The organism is Thiobacillus sp. (assembly GCF_018780105.1).
In the GTDB taxonomy this organism is placed as follows: domain Bacteria; phylum Pseudomonadota; class Gammaproteobacteria; order Burkholderiales; family Thiobacillaceae; genus Thiobacillus.
This window is the reverse complement of the sequence record NZ_JADMKC010000004.1, coordinates 200106-225479: the sequence shown is the minus strand read 5'-3', so window position 1 is coordinate 225479 and position 25374 is coordinate 200106. Positions and strand designations below refer to the sequence as shown.

25 protein-coding genes are annotated in these 25374 nt (G+C 63.0%); 13 read left to right on the top strand and 12 right to left on the bottom strand.

What is annotated here, in order from left to right; genetic code table 11:
- Positions 1 to 2 precede the first annotated feature (2 nt).
- Together IV098_RS04180 and IV098_RS04175 are read right to left on the bottom strand one after the other, a co-directional pair.
- Positions 3 to 1040: a complex I NDUFA9 subunit family protein gene (locus IV098_RS04180; protein ID WP_296886555.1), complete on the bottom strand. Its 1038-nt coding sequence runs from the start codon at positions 1038 to 1040 to the stop codon at positions 3 to 5.
- A 65-nt stretch (positions 1041 to 1105) separates the two neighbouring features.
- Positions 1106 to 3052: a transglycosylase SLT domain-containing protein gene (locus IV098_RS04175; RefSeq protein ID WP_296886554.1), complete on the bottom strand. Its 1947-nt coding sequence runs from the start codon at positions 3050 to 3052 to the stop codon at positions 1106 to 1108.
- Positions 3053 to 3271: 219 nt separating this feature from the next.
- Between IV098_RS04175 and IV098_RS04170 the strand changes: the two genes are divergently transcribed.
- From IV098_RS04170 to IV098_RS04145, 6 genes are all read left to right on the top strand, one after another.
- Complete coding sequence (locus IV098_RS04170) at positions 3272 to 3652, top strand: hypothetical protein (RefSeq protein WP_296886553.1); 381 nt, start codon at positions 3272 to 3274, stop codon at positions 3650 to 3652.
- A gap of 56 nt (positions 3653 to 3708) precedes the next feature.
- Complete coding sequence (locus IV098_RS04165; RefSeq protein ID WP_296886552.1) at positions 3709 to 4764, top strand: efflux RND transporter periplasmic adaptor subunit; 1056 nt, start codon at positions 3709 to 3711, stop codon at positions 4762 to 4764.
- Between the two features lie 3 nt (positions 4765 to 4767).
- Positions 4768 to 7839 (top strand): CusA/CzcA family heavy metal efflux RND transporter, encoded by a 3072-nt coding sequence (locus IV098_RS04160; RefSeq protein WP_296886551.1) that lies wholly within the window; start codon positions 4768 to 4770, stop codon positions 7837 to 7839.
- Positions 7836 to 9143 carry a TolC family protein gene (locus tag IV098_RS04155; RefSeq protein WP_296886550.1) on the top strand — a complete coding sequence of 436 codons (1308 nt, stop codon included), beginning with the start codon at positions 7836 to 7838 and terminating at the stop codon, positions 9141 to 9143. Before IV098_RS04160 ends, IV098_RS04155 begins: the two co-directional genes overlap by 4 nt.
- A 180-nt stretch (positions 9144 to 9323) precedes the next feature.
- Positions 9324 to 10001 carry a Crp/Fnr family transcriptional regulator gene (locus IV098_RS04150; RefSeq protein WP_296886549.1) on the top strand — a complete coding sequence of 226 codons (678 nt, stop codon included), beginning with the start codon at positions 9324 to 9326 and terminating at the stop codon, positions 9999 to 10001.
- 95 nt (positions 10002 to 10096) lie between these two features.
- Positions 10097 to 10288, top strand: a complete 192-nt coding sequence (locus IV098_RS04145) for a DUF2892 domain-containing protein (RefSeq protein ID WP_296886548.1) — start codon at positions 10097 to 10099, stop codon at positions 10286 to 10288.
- Here the strand turns inward: IV098_RS04145 and ilvA are convergent, their stop codons facing one another.
- Positions 10289 to 11806, bottom strand: coding sequence for a threonine ammonia-lyase, biosynthetic (gene ilvA, locus IV098_RS04140; RefSeq protein WP_296886547.1), 1518 nt, complete (start codon positions 11804 to 11806; stop codon positions 10289 to 10291). It lies immediately after the preceding gene.
- Positions 11807 to 11875: 69 nt separating this feature from the next.
- Between ilvA and rpiA the strand changes: the two genes are divergently transcribed.
- Positions 11876 to 12532 carry a ribose-5-phosphate isomerase RpiA gene (gene rpiA / locus IV098_RS04135; protein WP_296886546.1) on the top strand — a complete coding sequence of 219 codons (657 nt, stop codon included), beginning with the start codon at positions 11876 to 11878 and terminating at the stop codon, positions 12530 to 12532.
- A 121-nt stretch (positions 12533 to 12653) separates the two neighbouring features.
- On the opposite strand, the gene IV098_RS04130 is transcribed toward rpiA, so the two are convergent.
- The 8 genes from IV098_RS04130 to IV098_RS04095 all read right to left on the bottom strand — a co-directional run bounded on the left by IV098_RS04130 (position 12654) and on the right by IV098_RS04095 (position 20240).
- A complete protein-coding gene (locus IV098_RS04130; protein ID WP_296886545.1) occupies positions 12654 to 12839 on the bottom strand; it encodes a DNA gyrase inhibitor YacG in 186 nt (61 codons plus the stop codon).
- Positions 12836 to 13570, bottom strand: coding sequence for a cell division protein ZapD (gene zapD, locus IV098_RS04125; protein WP_296886544.1), 735 nt, complete (start codon positions 13568 to 13570; stop codon positions 12836 to 12838). Before zapD ends, IV098_RS04130 begins: the two co-directional genes overlap by 4 nt.
- Positions 13571 to 13643: 73 nt before the next feature.
- Positions 13644 to 14252 carry a dephospho-CoA kinase gene (gene coaE, locus IV098_RS04120; RefSeq protein ID WP_296886543.1) on the bottom strand — a complete coding sequence of 203 codons (609 nt, stop codon included), beginning with the start codon at positions 14250 to 14252 and terminating at the stop codon, positions 13644 to 13646.
- Positions 14252 to 15103, bottom strand: coding sequence for an A24 family peptidase (locus IV098_RS04115; RefSeq protein WP_296886542.1), 852 nt, complete (start codon positions 15101 to 15103; stop codon positions 14252 to 14254). Before IV098_RS04115 ends, coaE begins: the two co-directional genes overlap by 1 nt.
- Positions 15103 to 16347: a type II secretion system F family protein gene (locus IV098_RS04110; protein WP_296886541.1), complete on the bottom strand. Its 1245-nt coding sequence runs from the start codon at positions 16345 to 16347 to the stop codon at positions 15103 to 15105. Before IV098_RS04110 ends, IV098_RS04115 begins: the two co-directional genes overlap by 1 nt.
- 11 nt (positions 16348 to 16358) lie before the next feature.
- The gene (gene pilB / locus IV098_RS04105) at positions 16359 to 18074 is read right to left on the bottom strand and encodes a type IV-A pilus assembly ATPase PilB (protein ID WP_296886540.1); all 1716 of its coding nucleotides are present in this window, start codon (positions 18072 to 18074) and stop codon (positions 16359 to 16361) included.
- 91 nt (positions 18075 to 18165) lie between these two features.
- Positions 18166 to 19455: an HlyC/CorC family transporter gene (locus IV098_RS04100; RefSeq protein WP_296886539.1), complete on the bottom strand. Its 1290-nt coding sequence runs from the start codon at positions 19453 to 19455 to the stop codon at positions 18166 to 18168.
- An 11-nt stretch (positions 19456 to 19466) separates the two neighbouring features.
- Complete coding sequence (locus IV098_RS04095) at positions 19467 to 20240, bottom strand: inner membrane protein YpjD (protein ID WP_296886538.1); 774 nt, start codon at positions 20238 to 20240, stop codon at positions 19467 to 19469.
- Between the two features lie 79 nt (positions 20241 to 20319).
- On the opposite strand from IV098_RS04095, the gene ffh reads away from it, so the two are divergent.
- The 6 genes from ffh (at position 20320) to slmA (ending at position 24603) form a co-directional block, all read left to right on the top strand.
- Entirely contained in the window at positions 20320 to 21663 is a 1344-nt protein-coding gene (ffh, locus tag IV098_RS04090) for a signal recognition particle protein (RefSeq protein WP_296886537.1), read from the top strand.
- A 131-nt stretch (positions 21664 to 21794) separates the two neighbouring features.
- A complete protein-coding gene (gene rpsP, locus IV098_RS04085) occupies positions 21795 to 22052 on the top strand; it encodes a 30S ribosomal protein S16 (RefSeq protein WP_296886536.1) in 258 nt (85 codons plus the stop codon).
- A gap of 28 nt (positions 22053 to 22080) precedes the next feature.
- Positions 22081 to 22560 (top strand): ribosome maturation factor RimM, encoded by a 480-nt coding sequence (gene rimM / locus IV098_RS04080; protein ID WP_296886535.1) that lies wholly within the window; start codon positions 22081 to 22083, stop codon positions 22558 to 22560.
- Between the two features lie 11 nt (positions 22561 to 22571).
- The gene (gene trmD / locus IV098_RS04075; RefSeq protein ID WP_296886534.1) at positions 22572 to 23324 is read left to right on the top strand and encodes a tRNA (guanosine(37)-N1)-methyltransferase TrmD; all 753 of its coding nucleotides are present in this window, start codon (positions 22572 to 22574) and stop codon (positions 23322 to 23324) included.
- Between the two features lie 97 nt (positions 23325 to 23421).
- Positions 23422 to 23814 carry a 50S ribosomal protein L19 gene (rplS, locus tag IV098_RS04070; protein WP_296886533.1) on the top strand — a complete coding sequence of 131 codons (393 nt, stop codon included), beginning with the start codon at positions 23422 to 23424 and terminating at the stop codon, positions 23812 to 23814.
- A gap of 204 nt (positions 23815 to 24018) precedes the next feature.
- A complete protein-coding gene (slmA, locus tag IV098_RS04065; RefSeq protein ID WP_296886532.1) occupies positions 24019 to 24603 on the top strand; it encodes a nucleoid occlusion factor SlmA in 585 nt (194 codons plus the stop codon).
- Here slmA and IV098_RS04060 read toward each other — a convergent pair.
- Positions 24591 to 25364 (bottom strand): molybdopterin-synthase adenylyltransferase MoeB, encoded by a 774-nt coding sequence (locus tag IV098_RS04060; protein ID WP_296886531.1) that lies wholly within the window; start codon positions 25362 to 25364, stop codon positions 24591 to 24593. The genes slmA and IV098_RS04060 overlap by 13 nt on opposite strands.
- Between the last annotated feature and the right edge of the window lie 10 nt (positions 25365 to 25374).

Sequence of the window (25374 nt, the reverse complement as noted above, 5' to 3'; positions counted from 1 at the left end):
GGCTAGCGGCGGGCGCCTTCACGGTAGGCGTCGTAACGCGCGCGCGGCGAATCGTCGCGGAGGTATTCGGGCGCGATCGCTTCGAGCGCGACGGGCTGGAAGCCGAACACGTCCGGCCAGCCGCCCTTGCAGACGTTGTCGGTGCACATGGCGTAGTGGTTGTCGCGCGTCATCAGCTTTCTGCCGGGCTTGAACTCCAGCGCCCAGGCCTGCAGGAAGGATGCGAAATTGCCCAGCGGAATCAGGCTGCGTTTCTTGCCGATGATTTCGCCGACGTAGTTCACCAGCTCTTTCAGGCTGTAGGCCTTGGGGCCGCACAGGTCGTAGGTCTGGCCGTAGGTCGCGGTGTTGTCGAGGCTGTCGGCAAAGGCGCGGGCGACGTCGTCGACATGCACCGGTGCAAAGCGTGCTGCGGCATTGGCCAGCGGCAAAACCGGGAAAGACTTGAGCAGGCCGGCGAACATGTTGAGGAAGGAATCGCCACGGCCAAAAATGACCGACGGGCGGAAAACGGTCACGTTGAGTCCGTAGCCGTGAATCAGCTTGGGGCCGTTGAGATACCAGTTTTCGTGTTCGATATGGTGGACGCCGGATTCGCGTACCAGGAATTCGGCCACGCCCTTGGAGCGCTGATAGGCCGAACGCGAGTTGGGATGGGCGCCGAGTGCGCTCATGTGCAGCAGGCGGTGGACGCCCGCTTCGCCGCAGGCATGGATTACCTTGCGGGTCAGTTCGATATGGGTCTGATGGAAATCGCCGCGGCGTGCGCTCGGCAGGTCGACGCGGCCGATCCGGTTTTCGTGCAGGATGCCGACCAGATTGATCACGGCATCCATGCCGCGGAAGTTGCGGATCAGGTCCTGCTGGTCGTGCACGTCGGCCTCGATCACTTCTACAGTGGGCAGCAGGATCAGTTCCTTGGCCATTTCGCGGCGGTGGCTCAGGACGCGCACCTTGAGGCCGCGGGCGGCGAGCTGACTGACGAGATGGGAGCCGACAAAACCGGAGCCCCCCAATATGCAAATGCGTTCGATCTTCATGATTATTTGGGGTTATCTGTATATAAGGCGATCCTGATTTTAACTCGGAACGCCTGCATTGCGCGCTATTCGTCCTCGGCGGACGCATCGGCAGGCTCGGCAGCTACTGCGGTCTTGCGCGACGGCACCACGCCCAGCCGGTCTTTCAGCAGCACCGACGGCTGGCCGAAGCGCTGGGCGTAATACATGGCGTTGCTCATCACCTTTTTGACGTAATCGCGGGTTTCGGCGAACGGAATCGACTCGATGTAGACCGCGGCCTCCATCTGCTGGCTGCTGCGCCAGCGCTGCGCCCGTCCCGGGCCGGCGTTGTAGGCGGCGGTGGCGAGCACCGGCGAGCCATCGAGACTGGTCTGCACATGCTTCAGATAGTAGGCGCCGAACTGGATATTGCGCGCGGGATCCTGCATCTCGCGAGTGTCGAAGCCCTTGATCCCCAACCGCTGCGCAATCCAGCGCGCGGTGGCGGGCATGACCTGCATCAGACCGGCCGCACCCACATTGGAACGAGCGACGTTGATGAAGCGGCTTTCCTGTCGCATCAAGCCGAACACCCAGGCTTCGTCGATCTGGTTGTCGCGGGCGGCCTGCTGCGCCAGTTCGCGATACGGCGCCAGAAAACGCAACTCGAAGTCGTGCAGCTCACGTGTACGTTCGGCGGTATTGATGGCCCGGTCGTACCACGCCATCTGCCGCGCCAGCTCGGCTGCGGCCAGCAGTTGGGTGTCGGAAAAATCCTGGATCGCCCAGTTCCACTCCAGTGCGGCATCGCTGCGCAGGTCGAGCGCATACAGTGCCTGCGCCCGCGCAATGCCGGGTGTGCGTGCAATCGCCGCCACATTCTCGCCGCCGGTTTTGACATTGATCTGCGGGGCCGCGATCACCGGCCCCAATTCTTCCTGCGCCAGCTGACCGTAATAGTGATGCTCGCGCGATAACGACAGGAAAATCGCGTTCGCCGCCTGCCGCTGGCCGTTGGCCTGCAGCGCGCGTGCGCGCCAGTAGCGCCAGACCGGCTGCGCGCGGGACGACTCGGCCATGCTTTCGATCACCCGCTGCACGGTTTTCCAGTCGCCCTCGCGCAAGGCTGCGCGTACCCACCATTCGCGCTGAAAATCAGTCACGGCAACGTCACCCGCCTGCTGATACCAGGCGAGCGCGACCGGCTCATGGCGACGCGCCGCCCAGCTGGCAAGCCGCGCCCAGGCGACCTGCTGCTCGGCCTCGCTCAGCTTCGGCGCCACTTTCTGCAATGCAGACTCGGCCGCACGGGAGTTGTTTTTTGCGACCTGGCCCAGCGCATACAGGGCCAGCTCGCGCTCGCCGCGCTGCCCGAGATCCCGTTTGCCATTGCTCAGCAGGCGTGCCGGATCGCGCGCCGCCTGATCGAATACGCTCGGTGCGGGTCGCTGCGCTTCCGGCAGGGAACGGGACACCGCCTGCGCAACCCGGATATTGCCCGCCTCCAGTGCCAGCCGCATGCGCCGCCACACATCCTCCTCGTTGATGAACCCGGCTTCCATCAGCTGGCTGAACAGGGGATCGCAGGCATTCGGCAGGTCGCGTCCGCTGAACCACAAGGCCACCGCCTCGCGCGCCTGGCTGCGGTTGCCCTGCGCCCATTCTGCACGGTAGGCATAGCAGCGATGCCCCACATCCGGCTTCTGCAGAGCGGGATACGCCGCCAGATATTGTGCCCAGGAGGAACGCACGCCCAGCGACTTGAGCCAGTCGCTGCGTACCAGCTCGGCCACGCGGCTGCCCGGATAACGCGCCAGAAAATCGGCCACGCGGGCTTCATCGCTGCGGCCCGTCAGCATCAAACGCCAGTATTCGACATACGGCATCAGCACATGTTCGGGGGGCACGTTGGCCGCGGCGCGTTCGAGACCGGCCACCTGCCGCGCGGTGTAGGCGGCGCGTGCGCGCTCCACCGCCGCATCGCCTGCGTCGGCCCACGCTGGCAGCGCCGTCAGCAGGCTGAGGAGCAAAGCGTAAATAATTTTGATCATGGATCGAGGTTAACACGCAGCAACAAGCAGAAAAAAGCGTGGCGCGTGCCGGGCGACATGGAAAAATAATTCTTGCCGAGCGGAACTTTCCTGGTGTTCGGCCGTCAGCGAATAGCCCTCGTTCCGTGTTACGAAGTGGTAACGTCTGACCGACGCGTGTCGTCGTAAACTGCCCGCCGTATCCACGCAACGTACTTTTTTCCACCTGCCGAGACTGACTTGCCCCACCGAATCAACCGCTCCCTGATGCTCTGGTTCTTCATCGCCCTGCAGGCGATGATGCCGTTCATCCACGCCCATGCGGGTGCGGTGCAACTGAGTCATTCGGGATTTCTGCATGTGCATCAGGACATGCCCACCGACGCCACCTGGCACGCCACCGCCAACGCTGACCACGGTGCCGAAGTCGACGTAGCCGATGGCAGACCGTCGCCCCTCCTGATCCTGGATGTGGCGGAGGCCGCGCTGCCGGCCAGCCGCCTGACGCTGCCGCGCATCGCTCCGCAGGCCACCCCCGGTGCCGGTCTGCCGGCGCCGCCCCCGCGCTTCCTTCCGCCCGACCACACCCTCCCCCTCGCCCTCGCCCCGCCGGCTGCCTGATCGTCCATCGCGGCGCGCATTGCTGCGCGCCTGTTGTCTGTTTTTGGAGATCACGCATGACCACACCATTCCGTATTGCCCCCGTTCTTGTCTGGGCGCTGTTCACTACCCACGCCGCGCTGGCGGCTGACACCCTGCCGCTCACCGCAGCGCAAAAAACCAATCTAGGCATCGTCACCGCGGCTGCAGCCAGCGGAACCGCCAGCCCGGCGCTGACTTATCCGGCGCGGGTAACGCTGCCGCCCGCCAGCGTGCGTGTCGTCGCCGCCGCCGGTGCGGGGCTGGTGACGCAACTCCATGTACAGGCTGGCGACACAGTCAAACGCGGCGCGCCACTGGTGGCCCTGTCGATGCCGGGACTGGCCGACGCGCAGAACGCGCTGACCCAGGCACGGCTGAAATCACAACTCGCCAGCGGCAATGCGGCACGCGACCAGAAGCTGTTCGCCGAAGGCCTGATCGCCGAATCGCGCCTGCGCATGACGCAAGCCGACGCGCAGTCGGCCAGCGCCAGTCTGGCGGCGGCCCAAACGGCAATGACGCTGCTGGGCACAGGCAAGGTATCCGGCAGCACGATCACCTTGACCGCGCCGATCGCCGGGGTGGTGCTGGACAGCGCCGCCGGGCCGGGCGAACGGGTCGATGCCGGGATGGCGCTGCTGAAAATCGCCGACTTGTCGAAGCTCGCGCTCGAAATCCCGCTGTCGACGGCGCAGGCGCGCCAGGTAGTTGTGGGACAGGCGGTGACGGTGGCGGACAGTACTGCCAGTGGCCGCATCAACGCCCTGCTGCCGCAGCTCAACGCGTCGCAAAGCGTGCTGGCGCGCGCCAGCCTCGCCGACCCACAAGGCCTGCTGCGCCCGGGTCAGTCAGTGCAAGCCTCCCTGGCGGGTCTGCAGTCTGCGCAGGCGCTGAGCGTGCCCAGCGCCGCACTGGTGTGGAAGCTCAACGCCGCCTATGTATTCGTCGAGACCGCGCAGGGGTTCACCCCGACGCCGGTCAGGCTGGTTCGCCAGAACGCCCGTGTGGCAGAGGTCGGCGGACTTGCCGCCGGCAGCCGCGTCGCCGTCAAGGGCGTGGCGGCGCTCAAAGCGCAATGGCTGGGAGAGTAATCCATGTTGAATATCCTGATCGAAACCGCGCTGGCGCGGCGCTGGTTCATACTTGCCCTGGCGCTGCTGCTGGCCGGGCTGGGCGTGCGCGCGTTCCAGCAAATCCCCATCGACGCCTTCCCCGATGTCTCGACGACGCAGGTCAAGCTGATCCTGAAAGCCCCGGGCATGACGCCGGAAGAAGTCGAGGCACGCATCGCCCAGCCGGTTGAAACCGAACTGCTGGGCATTCCGAAACAGACCATCCTGCGCAGCCTGTCGAAGAACGCGCTAGCCGACATCACCGTCGATTTCGCCGAAGGCACCGACATCTACTGGGCGCGCCAGCAGGTGGCCGAGCGCTTCGCCAATGTGAAAGGCGACCTGCCCGCCAACGTATCGGGCGGCCTGGCGCCGATTTCCACGCCATTGTCCGAGCTCTTCATGTTCACCATCGAGGGGCCGCTGTCGCTGGCGGAAAAGCGCACCCTGCTCGACTGGACGGTGCGGCCGCAGTTAAGAGCGATTCCCGGCGTGGCCGACGTCAATACGCTAGGCGGGCGCGTGGCCACTTTCTCGGTCAGTCCCGATCCCACCGCGCTGGCCGCGCGCGGCGTCACCTATGACGACTTGCGCATGGCGCTAGAAACCAACACCCGCAACGACGGCGCCGGACGCGTCAACGAAGGCGAGGAAACCTGGGTGGTACGGGTCAACGGCGGCGTGACCTCGCTCGACGACCTGCGCCGCATCGGCATCAAGGCGATCGATGGCGTGGTCGTCACCGTCGGCGATGTCGCGCAGGTGGAACTGGGCGAAATGACGCGTTACGGCGCAGTCACGCAGAACGGCAAAGGCGAGGCGGTGGAAGGCCTGGTGATCGGGCTGAAAGGCGTCAACGCGGGCGAGCTGATCAAGAACGTCAAGGCGAAACTGGAAGACATTCAGGCCACCCTGCCCAAGGGCGTGACGATCTCGACCTTCTACGACCGCGCGCAACTGGTCGACCGTGCGGTCGGCACCGTCAGCAAGGCGCTGCTCGAAGCGGCGGTGCTGGTGGTGATCCTGCTGTTGCTGTTCCTCGGCAATCTGCGCGCGGCCATCGTGGTGGCCTTGATTTTGCCGCTGTCGGTGCTGGCGACGTTCGTGCTGATGCGCCAGTCCGGTTTGTCGGCCAACCTGATGAGCCTGGGCGGTCTCGCCATCGCCATCGGCCTGCTGGTCGATGCGGCGGTGGTGGTGGTGGAAAACATCGTTGCGCATCTGGCGCACGATCCGGAGGACACCAGCGAAACGCCGCTGCAACGCGTGCTGTGGGCGACGCAGGAAGTCGCCAGCCCGGTGACCTCGGGCATCGTCATCATTGCCATCGTGTTCCTGCCGCTGCTGACGCTGGAAGGGCTGGAGGGCAAGCTGTTCGCGCCGGTCGCGCTGACCATCGTGTTCGCGCTGGCCGCGTCCCTGCTGCTGGCGCTGACCGTGATCCCGGTGCTGGCCTCGCTGCTGCTGAAGCGGGGCGCGCATGAAGATCCGTGGCTGTTGCGCAAGGCGCAAGGCCTGTACACGCCGATGCTGGACCGCGCGCTGGCCAAGCCGAAAATCGTCTACCTCACCGCCGGTGTGCTGATGCTGGCGGCGGTCGCCGTGTATCCGCTGATCGGCAAGACCTTCATGCCGACCATGGACGAGGGCGACATCCTGGTGCAGCTGGAAAAGCTGCCGTCTATCAGCCTGGAAGAGGCGGTGGCGCAGGACACGCGGGTGCAGCAGGCCCTGTTGAAGCAGATCCCGGAGATCCGCCGTATTGTTGCCCGCGCCGGCGCCGATGAACTCGGACTCGATCCGATGGGGCTGAACGACACCGATACGTTTCTGGTGCTGAAGCCGATGGCCGAGTGGCGCAAGCCGGACAAGGAATGGCTGACCGGCGAAATCCGCAAAGTGGTCGAAGGCTTCCCCGGCATCGCCTACACCTTCACCCAGCCGATCGACATGCGGGTGTCGGAAATGCTCACCGGCTCGCGCGGCGACATCGCGATCAAGATTTTCGGTCCCGACCTCGCCACGCTCAACCGGCTGACCGGCGAGATTTTCAGCGTGGTCGGAAAAATCCCCGGCGCGTCCGATGTCTATACCCAGCAGAACGCGGGCGTGCAGTATCTGCAGGCGGAAGTCGACCGCAATGCGGCCGCCCGTTTCGGCCTGTCCGCCGACGACATCGCCATGCTGCTGCGCACGCAACTCGAGGGCGAGGTCATCGGCACGATCTCGCAGCAGGGCCGGCGCATTCCGCTGCAACTGCGCGGCCCGCAGGGCCTGCGCGAGTCGCCCGACGCGTTGCAGGCGATCCGCCTGACCCTGGCGGACGGCCGCGAGATCAGCCTCGACCAGGTGGCGCATCTCAAGCGCACCAACGGCCCGGTGGCGGTGAAGCGCGAAAACGCCGCACGATTCACCGTGGTGCAGAGCAACGTCGCCGGGCGCGACCTGGTCAGCTTCGTCGAGGATGCGAAAGCCGCCGTGGCCGCGCAGGTCAAGCTGCCGCCCGGCTACAGCCTCACCTGGGGCGGCCAGTTCGAGAACCAGCAGCGTGCCGCGAAGCGCCTGATGATCGTGGTGCCGGTGGCGCTGCTGCTGATCGGCTTTCTGCTCTACGTCACCTTCGGCAACGCGAAACAGGCGCTGCTGGTGATGATGAACGTACCGCTGGCGCTGATCGGCGGCATCTTCGCGCTGGCGGCGTCGGGCGAGTATCTGTCGGTGCCCGCTTCGGTCGGCTTCATCGCGCTGCTGGGCATCGCGGTACTGAACGGCGTGGTGCTGGTCAGCCACTTCAACCAGCTGCGCGGGCAGGGACTGCACGGCGACGCCGTGGTGCGCGACGGTGCGCTGCGACGGCTGCGCCCGGTGCTGATGACCGCGAGTATCGCCGCCTTCGGTCTGGTGCCGCTGCTGTTCGCGACCGGACCCGGCTCCGAAATCCAGCGCCCGCTCGCCATCGTCGTCATCGGCGGTCTGGTCAGCGCCACCCTGCTCACGCTGGTGATGCTGCCGCTGCTTTACCGCCAATTCATTCTGAAAGGAGAACGGCCATGAACGCTGTTCATCGCTTCGCCATCCCACAATTCAAGCTGGCAAACGCCGTCCGCACACTGAGTCTGGCGCTGGCATGGGCGTTTGCCGTCCCTGCAACGGCCGATTACCTGCCCGACCCCAAAGCGGCCGAAACTGCGCTGTGGGCCTCGCCCAGCGTGGCGCAGGCACGCGGAGAATCCGCCGCGCAGGCGCTGCGCGGGCAGAGTCTGCAGCAAGGCCGCGAGGAGTGGCGACTGGACGCGGAAGTCGACCAGCGCCGCATCCAGTCCACGCCGTCCGACAACTTCGCCGAGTGGGGCGTGGCGCTGTCGCGCCCGCTCCGCATGCCGGGGCGCGCCGAGGCCGACCGCGCGCTGGCCGGCGCGCTCGACGCCCGCGCCGCTGCCAGCCTGGGCGAAGCGCTGCACGAATCCGGGCGGCAACTGCTGACGCTGTGGTTCGACTGGCTGAACCAGTCCAGCCAATCGGCCCTGTGGCAGGCGCAGCGCCAGCTCGCCGAGCAGCAGCTTGCCAGCGTGAATGCGCGCATCCGCCTGGGCGAAGCAGCGCATTCCGGACGCGTCGCCGCCGACGCCGCGCTGGCGCAGATCCGGCTGCAACAGCAGCAGGCTGCCACGCGCCTGCTGCAGGCACGCAATCGCCTGCTGGCGCAGTTCCCCGGACTGCCGCTGACGGCGGATGCGACGTTGCCTCCGCCCCCGCCGCCCGGCTTTGGCGGGTCGGCCGAGACCTACGTCAGCACGGTGCTTGAACACAACCATGAGCTGTTCCGCGCCCGGCGTCAGGCCGACGTACTGCAGGCCGAAGCGCGCAAGCTCGCCGGACAGCGCAGCGTGGATCCCACCGTGGGTGTGTTCTATCGCAACGAGATGGGCGGCAACGAGCACGTGCTGGGGCTGGGACTCGGTTTCACCCTGCCCGGCGGCGCGCGGCGAACCGACCAGCAGGCCGCCGAGCAACTCGCTGTTACGGCGCGCGACGCGGCGATCCGGCTGGAGCAGCGCCTGCGTGCGGATGCGCGCACGGATTACGAAACCGCCCTCGCCCAGGTGGCGAACTGGGAGCAGGCGCAGCAGGCCGCGCAAGCGCTGGCCGAATCCGCGCGACTGACGGCGCGCGCCTACGAACTGGGCGAAGGCAGTCTGGACCAGGCGCTGCTCAACCGTCGCCTCGCACTGGAAGGCCAGTTGGCAGCGCAGCAGACGCAGCTCGATGCGCTGGCGGCGAATGCCCGGCTGAAGCTGGATGCGCACCAGCTGTGGCCGCTCGACGTCGACTCCGACCACGCACACGCGCATCCCTGAGCGTCGCCCCGTCCGGACGGGGTCGCGGGCGCAAGCGCCATTCGGCCCCGTGCGGCAAGCCGCTGCCATGCAGATGGCGGCTTCCCCACCCCCACCTCTCGAATCACCTTCGCGCGACCTCGTCGTCCGAAGCAATTCACGATATTGTGGCGGTCAACCGCTCGACGCCCACGCCGCACCATGCCGCCTCCCTCTGAGCCCCACCTGCTTGAGCACGCCGCCTTGCGCACCTTGTTCCCGGTCTTGCTGGGGCTTGATCGCACGCTGCAGGCGCGACTGACGCGCACCCTCCAGTGGGTGCAGATGCCGCGTGAAGCCGTGCTGTTTGCGGCGGGCGACGCTTGCCAGGGTTTCCCGCTGCTGGTTTCGGGCGAGGTCCAGGTGATGCGCAGCACGCCGGATGGCCACGAAATCGAGTTGTATCGCATTCATCCGGGCGGGTCCTGCATCGTCAGCACCAGTTGCCTGCTCGGCGAGGCTGCTTATCCGGCGCGCGGCCAGGCGCTTTCCGACGTCGTGCTGGCGATATTGCCGCATGACCTGTTCGACACCCTGATCGCCAGCCACGCGCCGTTTCGCCGCTATGTGTTCGGCCGCTTTGCCGAACGGCTGGCGCAGATGATGCAGCGGGTGGAAGAGGTGGCGTTTCGTTCGCTGACGCGGCGGATCGCGGCGCTGATGCTGTCAGTTCCGGAGGACCATCTGGAGATCACCCACGAAAAGCTGGCTGCGCAGATCGGCGCCAGTCGCGAGGCAGTGAGCCGGGCGTTGAAGAAGCTGGAAGATGCTGGCTGCCTCAAACTGGCGCGTGGCCGCATCGACGTCACCGACCCCGTTCGGCTGCAGGCTGAAGCCTGACCCGGCTTGGTGACGAACATCACAGACCGGTACGTCATCTCTCTCTAAAGTGGGGGCACCTCACTGAGGTCCCCCTTCCCTTTAAGGAGCACACCATGTCATGCAACGTTGGTAGTACCGATCGCATCATCCGGATTCTGGCCGGCCTCGCCCTCATTGCCTGGGCCTTGATGGGCGGCCCGGCGTGGGCCTGGATCGGCGTCGTCCCGCTCGCCACCGGCCTGTTCAAGTTCTGCCCGGTCTATCCGCTGCTCGGCATGAACACCTGCGGCACCAACAAGAAGTAATCAGGCCAGAAACAGTTTGTAGGCCGGATTGCCGGACTCGTCCCAGTAGCGGTAGCCCAGCCCGTCCAGAAACTTCTGGAAGCTGGGCTTTTCCTTGTCCGGCACCTGGATGCCCACCAGCACGCGACCATGGTCTGCGCCATGGTTGCGGTAATGGAACAGGCTGATGTTCCAGCCTTGGCTCATGCTTTCGAGAAAGCGCATCAGCGCGCCGGGGCGCTCGGGAAACTCGAAGCGGTACAGCACTTCGTTGACCGCATCAGGCGCGCGCCCGCCCACCAGATGGCGAATGTGCAACTTGGCCATTTCATTGTCGGAGAGATCGAGCGCGTCGATGCCGTGGCGCTTGAGCAGTTCGACCACCCGCTTGCCCTCGCCCGCACCCGGCACCGACAGGCCGACAAACACGCGCGCGATTTTGGGGTCGGAGAAGCGGTAGTTGAACTCGGTGATGTTGCGCGCGCCCAGCAAACTGCAAAACGTTTTGAAGCTGCCCGGCGTTTCCGGAATGGTGACGGCCAGCACGGCTTCGCGCTTTTCCCCCAGCTCGGCGCGCTCGGCGATATGACGCAAACGGTCGAAATTCATGTTGGCGCCGGACGCCACCGCAACCAGGGTCTTGCCCTTGAGCTTGCCGCTGGCGATGGCTGCCTTCATCCCGGCGATCGACAGCGCGCCCGCCGGCTCCAGGATCGAACGGGTATCTTCGAACACATCCTTGATTGCCGCGCAGATGGCGTCGTTGTTCACGCGGATGATTTCATCCACGTACAGCTGGGTCAGCCGGAAGGTTTCCTTGCCGACCAGCTTCACCGCCACGCCGTCGGCAAAAATGCCCACGCGCGACAGCGTGACGCGTTCGCCGGCTTCCAGCGAGCGCGCCATGGCGTCGGCGTCCTCGGGCTCGACGCCGACGATGCGGATGTCCGGCCGCAGGCGTTTGATATACGCCGCCATGCCGGCGATCAGCCCGCCGCCGCCGACCGGAATGTAGACCGAATGGATCGGCCCCGGATGCTGGCGCAGCAATTCCATCGCCACCGTGCCCTGCCCCGCGATGACATCGGGGTCGTCGTAAGGATGCACGAACGTGGCCTTGGCCTCCTTGGCAAACTGCATGGCATGCGTGTATGCATCGTCGTAACTGTCGCCATGCAATACCACCTGCGCGTTGCGCGCCAACACCGCATCGACCTTGATTTTCGGCGTGGTGGCCGGCATCACGATGGTGGCCGACACACCCAGCTTCTGCGCCGCCAGCGCCACCCCCTGCGCGTGGTTGCCGGCCGAGGCTGCGACCACGCCGCGCGCCAGCTGAGCACTGCTCAGACGCGCCATCTTGTTGTAAGCGCCGCGACATTTGAACGAGAACACCGGCTGCAGGTCTTCACGCTTCAGCAAGACCGTGTTGCCAAGCCGCCGCGACAGGTTGTGGGCGGGATCGAGCGGCGATTCCACCGCGACGTCGTAGACGCGCGAAGTGAGGATGCGTTCGAGGTAATCGTCGGGTTGGCTCATGGCGATGGTTTGAAAAAAGGCAGCGATGCCGCTATCTTAGCGGGCTGAATTCAAATAGACGAAACCAAAATGACCCAAGACGAAATGAAACAGGCTGTAGCACGTGCTGCAGTGGAGTATGCCCGCGGCGGCATCATCGGCGTCGGCACCGGCTCGACCGCCAACTATTTCATCGACGCGCTGGCCGCAGTGAAGGGCCGCATCGACGGCGCCGTCGCCAGCTCGGAAGCCACCGCCACGCGCCTGAAAAGCCACGGCATCCAGGTGCTCGACCTCAACAGCGTGGGCGAACTCGAAATCTACGTCGACGGCGCCGATGAAATCACCGAACACTTCGCCATGATCAAGGGCGGCGGCGGCGCGCTGACGCGCGAAAAAATCGTCGCGGCCTGCAGCAAGCAGTTCATCTGCATCGCCGATGAAAGCAAGCTGGTCGGGGTGATGGGCCAGTTCCCGCTGCCAGTCGAGGTGATCCCGATGGCGCGCTCGTATGTGGCGCGCGAACTGGTGAAGCTCGGCGGCCAACCGCGCCTGCGCGAGGGCTTCACCACCGACAACGGCAACCTCATTCTCGATGTGCACGGCCTGTCGATCGTCGACCCGGTGTCGCTGGAAACCGCGATCAATCACATCGTCGGCGTGGTTACCAATGGCCTGTTTGCGCGGCGTGGCGCGGATGTGTTGCTGCTGGGCACCGCCAGCGGCGTCAAGACCTACAAGAAATAAAGCAGTAATTCCATTTCCAAGTTGAAAAGATCGCGAAGGCGAGCCACAGACAGTGCTGTAGCACGGCAAGGTGAAGCCGACAAAGAGATTTTCAATCTGGAAATGGAATAAGGTCTGCGGCTTACTGCGGGAGCGGCGGTTCTTCCTCCGGCTCCTGTTCTTCGGCCGGCACGCGATACTTCCCGGTCGCCCACTGCCCCAGGTCGATCAACTTGCAACGCTCGCTGCAAAACGGCTTCCAGCGGTTCTCGGCTATCCACGCAACCGGCGCGTTGCAGGTCGGGCAATTCACCACCGGTATTTTCATAGCGTGCAGAAGGTCAGGTCGAAATCGATCGCCAGATCGGAGCAGGTGCGCATCTGCCCAACCCCCGCCTGAACAAAGCGGATGTTGAGCATGTATTTATTGGCGGAAATTTCCGGCACGCACGGCAGGCTGTCGGTGAGGGTGACGCGGATCAGCAGCGGATTGCGCGATTCCAGCATGCGCTGGTAGCTGCCGTTGTCCACATGCTGCAACTCGGGCTGACCGCTGTCGCGCAGCAGTCCCAGCACGATATCGATCGCCGAATGGATGGTCGCGAACGGCAATAGCCAGCGCCGCAATTGCTGCATGCGTTCTTCGGCCGGGCGGTGCTGCCAGTAATGGTAGGACGGCAGGTCGAACTCGCTCATGCCGCCGGGTATCGCAGCGCGCTGCTTGATCGCCATCAACCATTCGTCTTCGCGCAAGTGCATGCCGACCTTGCCGGGGGTCTGATACATTTTCTGGTGGGTGGATTCGATCGACGCCAGCACCTGTTCCAGGGTGCTGTCCTGCACGTGCGGATTGCCGCGCAATGCAGTCAGGACGTTTTTCTGCCGATCCAGTTCCTGCAACAGATCCGACTTGAGGTCGGCGCGCGCAGCCACTTCCGCCAGCTCGAACAGGGTCAGCAGCGCGGCATGGTGAGCGTGCGAATCGGGTGAACTGGCATAGGCATCGAAGCGGTCGAACAGGTCTTCCAGCCGCAACAGGGTGCGGATGCGTTCACTCAAGGGATATTCGTAATGGATCACGCCGCGACGCACAGGTTTGAATCGGCCGATTGTCGCCGATCCGAGTGAAAAATCAAGGCGACGCGGCCGCCGCAAGCGCCAGATAGCGCTGATGCAGGGCCGCGACCATGGCACGCAAGTCTTCCGGCGTGGCGGTATTGGCAATCACGTCGTCGGCAATCGCCAGGCGTTCTGCCCGTGTCGCCTGCGCTGCCAGGATCGTCCCCACCTCTTCGCGCGCGAGCCCGCTGCGCGCCATCACCCGCTCGACCTGGGTCGATTCGGGGCAGTCCACCACCAGAATGCGCTGGAGCACATCGCGGTAAGCGCCCGTTTCAACCAGCAGCGGAACCACGATCAATGCATAGCGCGCAGCCAGCCCGGACAAGGCCTGTTCGACGCCCCGCCGAATCAGCGGATGCAGAATGGCTTCAAGTCGAAGACGAGCCTCGGTATCGGAAAACACCCGCTGGCGCAAAGCGGCACGATCAAGCGTACCGTCCGGCTGCATCACTGCGTCACCAAACACCTCACGCACCGGATTCAGCGCAGCGCCGCCAGGTGCGGTCAATTCGCGCGCGATGACATCCGTGTCGATGACCGGCACCCCCAGCGCCGCGAAGGCATCGGCAACCGTCGATTTGCCCGATCCGATGCCGCCGGTCAGTGCCACCACAAACATCAGATTTGGCCGAGATAGGCCTGTGTCAAATCGGCGCCGAAGAACAACGCGACCAGGCCGCCCCCCGCCAGGTAAGGGCCGAACGGGATCGGCACGCGGCGGTCATGCTTCACCAGCACGATCATGGCAATGCCGACAGCCGCCCCGAGCACCGATGACAACAGCAGGGTGACTGGCAGCATCTGCCATCCCAGCCACGCCCCCAGCGCGGCCAGCAGCTTGAAATCACCGTATCCCATGCCTTCCTTGCCAGTGGCCAGCTTGAACAGCCAGTACACCGACCACAGCACCAGATAGCCCGCCACGGCGCCCATGACCGCGTCCGGCAAACTGGTGTAGGTGCCATTCAAATTGAACAGCAGACCCAGCCACAACAGCGGCTGGGTCAGGCTGTCCGGCAACAGAGTGGTATCCAGGTCGATGAACGCCAGTGCAACCAGCGTCCAGATCAGCAGCAGCGCGCCGCCGGTCTGCACACTCAGCCCCCATTTCCAGGCGGCGGCCGCCGACAACAGTGCGGTGAGCAGCTCCACCAGCGGATAACGGGCGCCGATTGGCGCCGCGCACGAAGAACAGCGCCCACGCAACCACAGCCACGACAGCACGGGAATATTTTCCAGTGCCGTGACCTGGTGGCCGCAATGCGGGCATGCCGAACGGGGAAGCGCAAGGTTGTAAGGCGGGGACGCCGCCGGCGTTTCGCCGCGCAACTCGGCGCATTGCGCGTGCCACTCGGTTTCCATCATCTTCGGCAGCCGATGAATGACGACATTGAGGAAACTGCCGACCAGCAGGCTGAATAAAAAAACCAGCCCTGCGAACAGGGCTGGCTCCGACAACAGCATCGCCATCACACAACCGAACCCATCTTGAAGATCGGCAGATACATGGCAATCACCATGCCGCCGATCAGCGTGCCCAGCACAACCATGATGATGGGCTCCATCAGGCTCGACAGGGCCGCGACCGCATCGTCCACTTCGGCTTCGTAAAAGTCGGCGACCTTGTTGAGCATGGAGTCCAGCGAACCGGATTCCTCGCCGATCGCCGCCATCTGCAAGACCATATTGGGGAACAGTTCGGTGTTCTGCATTGCCACGGTCAAGGCCGTACCGGTCGACACTTCAGCCTTGATCTTTTGCGTGGCCTCGACGTACACCTGATTGCCCGAGGCACCGCCCACCGACTCAAGCGCTTCAACCAGCGGCACACCTGCCGAGAACATGGTGGCCAGGGTGCGGGTCCAGCGTGCGATGGTGGCCTTCTCGATCACCGCCCCAAAAATGGGCAGTTTGAGCAAGACGCGGTCCATGAACATCTGCACCTTGCGCGAGCGCTTCCAGGCCTGCAGCAAAAAGTAGATGCCGCCGCCGATGCCGCCAAAGATCACCCACCACCACTGGACGAAGAAGTCCGACATCGCCATCACCACCAGTGTCGGGCCGGGCAAATCCGCGCCAAAACTGCTGAACAGATCCTTGAACGCCGGGATCACGAAAATCATGATGACCGCGGTAATGACAAAGGCCACCACAATGATGGAGATTGGATAAAACAGCGCCGACTTGATCTTGCTCTTGATGGCGAGGATTTTTTCCTTGTACACCGCCAGGCGATCCAGCACGGCTTCAAGAATACCGGCCGACTCGCCTGCCCCCACAAGATTGCAGTACAAGGCGTCGAAATACAGGGGATGGCGGCCGAAAGCCTGAGTGAGGCTGCTGCCCTTTTCGATATCCGCCTTGATTTCGGCCAGCAAGCGTTGTACCGAAGGGTTGGAATGGCCGCGCCCCACAATTTCGAATGCCTGCAGCAAGGGCACGCCGGCTTTCATCATGGTCGCCAACTGACGGGTGAACAGGGTGATGTCCTTGTCGGTGACCTTCTTTGCGCCACTGAACAAAGTGCTCTGTTTCTTGATCTTGGCAACCGTAATGCCCTGCTTGCGAAGCAGCGTACTGACCACCGCCTCGCCGCCGGCCTGCATCTGGCCCTTGACCTTCTTGCCGCGTTTGTCCATGCCCTCCCACAGATAGGTGGCATCCTTGTTCGCTGCTTTTGCTTTTGCTGCTACTGCTTTCGCCGCTGTTGCCATAAAAGTGTTCCTTAAAGATTGGTGACGGCCTCGACCTCTTCCAACGAGGTCAGCCCGGCTTTTACTTTCAACAACCCAGCCTGCCGCAAATCGACCACGCCTTCGAGACGCGCCTGATCGGCAATATCGGATTCATCGCCTCCCTTGAGGATGATTCGGGTCATGGCGTCGGTGATGGGCATCACCTGGTAGATACCAAGACGTCCCTTGTAACCGGTACCGCCGCAAATATCGCAGCCAACAGGCTTGTAGGGCCGCCAGCTGCCGTCCAGCTGGTCTTCAGTAAACCCGGCATCCAGCATCGCCTCACGCGGCAGATCGGTCGGCTGCTTGCACGAACACAATTTGCGCGCCAGACGCTGAGCGGTAATCAGGATGACGGAAGACGCTACGTTGAATGGCGCCACGCCCATGTTGAGCAGACGGGTCAACGTACCCGGCGCATCGTTGGTATGCAGGGTGGACATCACCATGTGGCCGGTTTGCGCAGCCTTGATCGCAATATCCGCCGTTTCCAGGTCACGGATCTCGCCGACCATGATGACGTCGGGATCCTGCCGCAAGAACGACTTCAATGCCGCCGAGAAGGTCAGCCCGGCCTTGTCATTGACGTTGACCTGATTGATGCCCGGCAACTGGATTTCAGCCGGGTCTTCCGCCGTCGAAATATTCACGTCGGGCTTGTTGAGAATATTCAGACAGGTGTAGAGCGATACCGTTTTACCGGAGCCCGTCGGGCCGGTCACCAGCACCATGCCATAGGGGCGCTGCACCGCGTTCAGCAGCAATTCCTTCTGGAAGGGTTCATATCCCAGCGCCTCGATGCCGAGCTGTGCGCTGGTCGGATCGAGAATACGCATGACGATCTTTTCGCCATACAACGTCGGCAAAGTGCTGACCCGAAAGTCGATGGCCCGACTTTTCGACAACACCATTTTCATCCGGCCGTCCTGCGGCACGCGTTTTTCCGAAATATCCAGCCGCGACAGCACCTTGATGCGCGACGCGACCTTGTCCTTGATCGCCATCGGCGGCTGCGCCACTTCGGCCAGAATGCCGTCGCGCCGGTAACGGATGCGGTAATACTTTTCGTAGGGCTCGAAATGGATGTCGGACGCCCCGGCGTTGATCGCATCGAGCATGATTTTTTGCAGGTAACGCACCACAGGTGCATCGTCGATCTCGATGCCGGGCGCATCCTGCTGCGCGGCAGAGGCTTCCTCATCGACAAAATCGAGATTCAGGTCTTCTGCATTCATCACCGCCATGGTGTTGTCTGCCGCGTCACTTACCAGCTTGATCAGCTTGGCGAGCTTGTCGTCTTCTACCACCACCGGCTCCACCGACTGGTTGGTCTGGAATTTCACTTCATCCAGCGCCTGCAGGTGGGTCGGGTCAGAGGTGGCGACATACAGTTTGTTGCCACGCTGATACAACGCGATTACCCGACGTTTCTGCACCAGCTTGTCATCGAGCAGCCCCTGCGGCAGGCTGTCGGGGTCCATGGCGTTCAAGTCGAGATAGGGAAACCCGAACGAGGTCGCGGCAAATTCAGCGATCTGGTCGGCCTTGTAACGCTTGCCCTTGATGAGTTCGGTTACGAAAGACTCGCCTGCCTGGCTGGCGCGCTTGCCAACGCCATCGGCCTCGGCCTCGGACAGCCAGCCGTTGTTGACCATGGCGCGCGCCAGACCGGTTAAATTGTTGGAGATAGACGCATCGGCCATAGCTCGATTCCAAAAAGTCCTGAGTCAGATTAATGCCCGCACCGGCCAGGCCGCCGATAGCGAATCACAGGCTATAACGGCAATGATAGGCTTAAGTTGAGGCGCTTCCGGCATCTGGCGCCGGCAGGTAAATGCGTGCCATCTTGACGGCCCGATCCTGCGTTTGCACGATCTCCACCGGCACATCGCCCAGTTTCAGGCTCACCCCCACCTCGGGAATGTCCTCGAACTGCTCAAGCAACAGGCCGTTCAGGGTTTTCGGACCATCCAACGGCAGCGCCAGGCCCAGAGTGCGATTCAAATGACGCAGTAGCACGCTTCCCTCGGCCAGCCAGCTGCCGTCCGCCTCGCGCCGCAAGTAGCCCATGTCCGAAGGCGCCTGCGTGGTGAATTCGCCGACCATTTCCTCGAGCAGGTCTTCCAGCGTCACCAGACCCTGCAGTTCGCCGTATTCATCCACCACCAGCGCCAGCCGGCGACGGCCTTGCTGAAAATTGCGCAACTGGGTGAACAGCGGCGTTCCCGCCGGGACGAAATACGGCGCTTCCAGATTTTCCTTCAGCGTCTCGGGGTTGAGCTCCTCGCCGGTCAGCGCATGCAGCACCCGGCGCACATGCAGCACCCCGAGCAAGGTGTCCTGCGAACCTTGCTGCACGATCAGGCGGGTGTGATGGCTGGTGGAAATCTGCTGGCGCAGCCGCTCGGGATCATCCTCGATGTCGATCGCCTCGATCTGGTTGCGCGGCGTCATCACGTCGTCCACCGTGATGTCTTCCAGCTCCAGCATGTTCATCAGGATCCGGTGGTGTTCGCGCGGCATCCGGCCGGACGACTCCAGCACGATGGTGCGCAACTCCTCCAGCCCCAGGCTATTGCCCTGCCCTGGCTCCGGTTGCTTGATCCGCAACAGCTGCAGAATGCCCTGTACAAACAGATTGACGAACCACACCACCGGATACGCCAGCTTCAGCAGCGGCGTCAGAAGCCAGGTCGCCGGATAGGCGACACGCTCGGGAAACGCTGCGCCCAGCACCTTGGGCGTCACTTCACTGAATACCAGAATCAGGAAAGTCAGCAGCAGGGTCGCCAGCATCAGCGCCACCTCACCGTCGCCGAACAGCCGGATCGCCAGCACCGTCGTCAGCGTACCCGAGGCCGCATTGACCAGGTTGTTGCCGAGCAGGATCACGCCCAGCAGCTTGTCGGTTCGATCGAGCAGGGCCTGCGCCCGCATGGCCCCACGATGGCCGGTATCTGCAGCATGGCGCAATCGATAGCGATTGATCGCCATCATCGCGGTCTCGGATGCCGAAAAAAAGGCCGAGCTCAGCAGTAAAACGGCAAGCACGGCAAACAGCGTGCTGGTGGCAATGCTATCCAATCAGAATGGCCTCAACGCCGGAGGATGACTTCCAGCACAAATTGCGTCCCCAGATAGGCCAGCAACAGCAGCGTGAAGCCGGTAATCGTCCAGATCAGGGCCGTGCGTCCGCGCCAGCCGCGAAAATGCCGCCCCAGCAACAATCCGCCGAATACCAGCCAGGACAGAATCGCAAAAACGGTTTTGTGGGAAATCTGCACGGGCTTCCCGAACAATTCCTCGGAAAAGAACACGCCGCTGAACACCGACAGCGTCAACAAGGCAAAACCGATACCGATAGTCCTGAACAGCATCGCTTCCAGTGTCAGCAAAGGCGGGGCGCCGTTCTGCAGCATGCCGCCCCGATGCAATTGTTTTTCCAGCATGGTCATCAGCACTGCGTGCAATGCCGCCACCGCCAGCAAGCCATACGCCAGAAACGACACCACCAGATGCATGCGCAAGCTCAGTGCCTGTGAACTCGGGATGACATGGGCCTCTGTAAACACCAGCATTCCCAGCACGGACAGGGCTGCCAGCCCGCTCACCCAGGACTGGATCCGCGCCAGCGGCGTGCCCTTGCTGGACAGCCAGTAGGTAAGCGCCGTCAACCACAGGATCGTCGACAGGGAATTGCCGAATCCCAGCCGGATATCGCCCTGCCCCAGCACGGATTGATAAATCAGTGCGCCATGTGCGAACAAGGCCAGCGGCAGCGCCACGCAAGCCATCTTGAACGGCGGCGTGCGCTGCAGGCGCCAGGCCACCCAGCCATAGAGCGCGCTTACGCATAAAGTAACCAGCAATAGCGGTGACATTCGTTAAAATGGAAAATGTTTCGGCCAGCTCATTATCCATGCCGCTCTCCGCGGCAACAAGGAAACCATGCTAGATAACCTCAGCGGACGCCTCGCCGGCGTCGTCAAACAATTACGCGGCCAGGCCCGCATCACTGAAGCCAACGTGCAGGACACGCTGCGTCAGGTGCGGCTCGCACTGCTGGAAGCCGACGTCGCCCTGCCGGTGGTCAAAGCGTTCATCGAAGCCGTCAAAACACGTGCGCTGGGACAGGACGTGCTGACCAGCCTGTCGCCCGGGCAGGCACTGATCGGCATTGTTCACGAAGAGCTCACCCGCTTGATGGGTGGCGCCAACGCCGAGTTGAACCTGGCCGCCAACCCGCCTGCGGTGATCCTGATGGCTGGCTTGCAGGGCTCGGGCAAAACCACCACCAGCGGCAAGCTCGCGCTGCTGCTCAAGAACCGCAAGAAAAAGGTCCTGCTCGCCTCGGCCGACGTCTACCGTCCCGCCGCCATCGACCAGCTGCGCCAGCTTGGCAAACAACTGGACGTCGCATTTTTTGAAGCGGGCGACGAACGCGATCCGCTCAAAATCGCTGCTGCCGCGCAGGACCATGCGCGCAAGCAGTTTTACGACGTGCTGATCGTCGACACCGCCGGACGGCTGGCCATCGACGCCGCGATGATGGCCGAGATCCAGGCGCTGCACGCCGCCGTCAACCCGGTCGAAACCCTGTTCGTGGTCGATGCCATGCAGGGCCAGGATGCTGTCAACGTTGCCAAGGCGTTCAACGAAGCCTTGCCGCTGACCGGCATCGTGCTGACCAAACTCGATGGCGACTCGCGCGGCGGCGCAGCGCTGTCGGTGCGCCAGATCACCGGCAAGCCCCTCAAATTCATCGGTGTCGGCGAAAAACCCAACGGCCTCGAAGCTTTCCACCCCGAGCGCATGGCGCAGCGCATCCTCGGCATGGGCGACGTGCTGTCGCTGATCGAGCAGGCGCACAGCTCGGTCGACATGGCCGAAGCCAAAAAGCTGGCGGACAAGGTCAAAAAGGGCAAAGACTTCGACCTTGAGGATTTCAAGGCACAAATCCTGCAGATGAAAAAAATGGGCGGATTGTCGGCACTGATGGACAAGCTGCCCGGCGCCGGGCAAATGGCGATGCCCGCGGGCGCCGACGACAAGGCGATCAATCGCGTCGAAGGCATCATCAACAGCATGACCCCGCTGGAACGCCGCAAGCCCGAGCTCATCAAAGCCAGCCGCAAACGCCGCATCGCTGCCGGCGCGGGGGTACAGGTGCAGGAAGTCAATAAACTGCTCAACCAATTCGAGCAGGCGCAGAAAATGATGAAAATGATGGGCAAAGGCGGCCTGTCCAAAATGATGCGGGGCATGAAAGGCATGATGCCTGGCATGCGCTGAGCCCAGGCGTAATCTCGTTGCCCCCCGGAGCCCGCTCTCCCTTTCCCAGCCCGCGATTGCCGCCGAACTGGCAAGCCGGCGAATTTTGAGTATAATTCTCGGTTTTCTCCGTTTGCCCGGTGGGTTAAATCATGGTCGTTATTCGTCTTTCGCGCGGCGGCGCTAAAAACCGTCCTTTCTACAATGTGGTGGTTGCGGATTCCCGTTGCCGTCGTGATGGCCGCTTCATCGAGCGCGTCGGCTTCTACAATCCGGTCGCAGCCGAAGGCGCAGAAGCCATCCGCCTGAATGCCGAGCGCATTGGCTACTGGGTGAGCAACGGCGCTCAGATGTCCGACACCGTCGCACGTCTGGTCAAGCAGAACAAACCCGCAGCCGCTGCCGCCTGAGTTGGCCCAGGACAGCGACTGGGTCGTAATGGGGCGCATTGCTGCCCCGTTCGGCATCAAGGGCTGGGTCAAGGTTCAGGCTTTTAGCGAAGACCCGGGTACGCTGATGGACTTTGCGTCCTGGCGTGTCGGGCGCGGTACCGAATACAAGCATTACCCGGTCGAATCCATACAGGATCACAGCAATACGCTGGTGGCCAAACTGGCGGGAATTGACGATCGCGATGCGGCCTTTGCCTTGCGCGGCCAGGAAATATCGGTCGAACGCAGCAATCTGCCCCCGCCTGCGGAGGACGAGTTTTACTGGTCTGACCTGATCGGTCTCAAAGCGGTCAATCGCGAGGGGATCGAGCTGGGCACGGTCAGCAGCCTGATGGAATCCGGCGCGCACGACCTGTTGGTCGTAAAGGGATCGCGGGAACACCTGATTCCGTTTGCCGCGGCCTTTGTCGGCAAGGTCGATGTGGCGGCTGGCCGGATCGAAGTGGACTGGGGCGAAGATTATTAAAGGAGAAGCGGGTGCGGTTTGATGCCATCACGCTTTTCCCGGAAATGTTCGATGCCGTGCTGGATTCCGGCATCACCCGGCGGGCTCTGGATCGCGGGCTGTATCGGTTCAAGGCGTGGAACCCACGCGACTTCACCGACGACCCGCACCGCACGGTGGACGACCGTCCTTACGGCGGCGGGCCCGGGATGCTGATGCAGGCCGAACCGCTGGATCGCGCGTTGAACACAGTGCAGCAGGATCTGTCCGGCGAAAATTTATCGCCCTGGGTGGTGCATTTCTCCCCCCGCGGCCGTCCGCTCACCCACCAGCGGGTGATGGAATTGAGGGAAAAGTCCGCACTGGTTTTATTGTGCGGGCGTTACGAAGGGATAGACGAGCGGTTGTTGCAGCGCCGCGTGGACGAAGAAATCTCGCTCGGCGACTTTGTGTTGTCGGGCGGCGAACTTCCCGCGCTGGCATTGATGGACGCGCTCATCCGGCAACTGCCGGGCGCGTTGAATGACGCTGATTCGGCGGTGGAAGATTCCTTCGCCAACGGCTTGCTCGACTGCCCGCACTACACCCGGCCCGAAGTGTGGCAGGGCATGGCGGTGCCGGACGTATTAACCAGCGGCAACCACGCTGCAATCGCCACATGGCGATTGCAGCAAAGCCTGACGATCACGGCAGCCCTGCGCCCCGATCTGCTGGCCAGGCGCGGGCTGTCGAGGCTGGAACAGAATTACCTCGATTCGATGTCGCAAGACGCGGACCGGGAATAAGCGACCCCAACCGGGGTCTATTTGAAACGGCGTGATGTCTGCCCGAAGTCTGACGACTTCCGGGTACACCTCTCCCGCCAGATGTTAAGGAAACATCATGAATATCATTGAGCAACTCGAGCAGGAAGAAATCGCCCGTCTGAACAAAACCCTCCCCAGCTTTGCCCCCGGCGACACCATCGTTGTCCAGGTCAAGGTCAAGGAAGGCAACCGTGAGCGTCTGCAGGCCTACGAAGGCGTCGTCATCGCCAAGCGTAACCGCGGCCTCAATTCCGCTTTCACCGTGCGCAAGATCTCCGCGGGCGAAGGTGTCGAACGTACCTTCCAGACCCACTCGCCGCTGGTCGCCAGCGTCGAAGTCAAGCGTCGTGGCGACGTACGCCGCGCCAAGCTGTACTACCTGCGCGAGCGTTCCGGCAAGTCCGCCCGCATCAAGGAAAAGCTGCCGGCCCGCAAGGCCAAGGCTGTTGCAGGTACCGCAGCCGAATAAGCTGCGCCCTTGCCCGTCCTGCAAAACGCCCGCTTCACGCGGGCGTTTTTGTTTGCCCCTAGCCCGAAAGCGCAGCCAAGACACTGGTACTTTGCTGCCAGTGGGCACGCAAGCATATTGAGATGGATGGCGCTTGAAACTGCTAAAATTGCGCAGGTTCAACATCGCACTGAATCACCCCCTATAAAAACAAAGGAGTGTCTGATGGCAGGAGAAGCCAAAAAGCCCGGTGAGCGCCGCTTGCAAATTCTGCAAACGCTGGCTGCGATGCTGCAGGACCCCCAACCCGAAAAAATCACCACGGCGGCGCTTGCTGCGCGCGTCGGCGTATCGGAAGCGGCCTTGTACCGCCATTTCTCCAGCAAGGCGCAGATGTATGAGGGCCTGATCGAATTCATCGAACAAACCCTGTTCGGACTGATCGCACGTATCACAACGGACACGTCTTCCCCAATTGCGCAGGTCGAGGCCATCATCGCCATGCTGCTGAACTTTTCGGCAAAGAATCCGGGAATGACGCGGGTACTGATCGGCGAGGCGCTGGTGCATGAAAACGAGCGCCTGCAAAAGCGCATCAATCAGCTACATGACCGCATCGAAGCGCAATTGCGGCAATGTCTGCGACTCGGCGGCGGCAAACAATCTGAACTCAGCGCGCCGCTGGCCAATCTGCTGCAATGCATGGTGGTGGGGCGCTGGCATCAATTCACCAAAAGTGGATTCACCCGCGCACCGGGCGGCGATATCGAACTGATGCTGGCGCGCCTACTCGACGTTCAACCTGCCTGACACGCCGCCTGCCCGCATACCGGACAGGCCGGATCGCGCGGCACCTTCATCACGCGCGCCTGCGTAAGCAAGCCATCCCACAACAGCAATTTCCCGACCATCGGCTCGCCTGCGTGAGCCAGATATTTCAGCGCTTCCATCGCCTGCATCGCGCCAATCACCCCTACCAGTGGCGCAAACACGCCTGCTTCGGCACAGCGCATCTCGGGTTCGCCGGCAGCAAGCTCTGGAAACAGACAGTGGTAGCAGGGACTCCCGGCACGCGCCGAATCAAATACGGCGAGCTGCCCTGAAAAACCGATTGCAGCCCCAGAAACCAGGGGTTTTCCAGCATGCACGCAGGCGCGATTGACAGCATGACGGGTGGCGAAATTGTCCGATGCATCGACCACCAGATCAACCGCCGCGACGGCATCGCGCAGGGCGGCGCCCGCCAGGGCTTCAGGAATGGCCCTCACCCCGATTTCCGGATTGATCGCACGCACACTGCGCGCCAGCGAGTCAGCCTTGTTCAATCCGATCGCCGCAGTGGTGTGCGCAATCTGGCGCTGTAAATTGGTGAGGTCAACCGTATCGCCATCTGCCAGCAGCAACTGCCCCACCCCTGCCGCCCCCAGATACAACGCAACCGGACAACCCAGGCCACCCGCACCGACAATCAGCACGCGGGCGTCGCTAATACGTGTTTGTCCGGCCACGCCAACCTCAGGCAGCAGAATATGGCGGCTGTAACGCAGCAGAAGATCGTCAGTCAAGTTCATGGGGTACGGA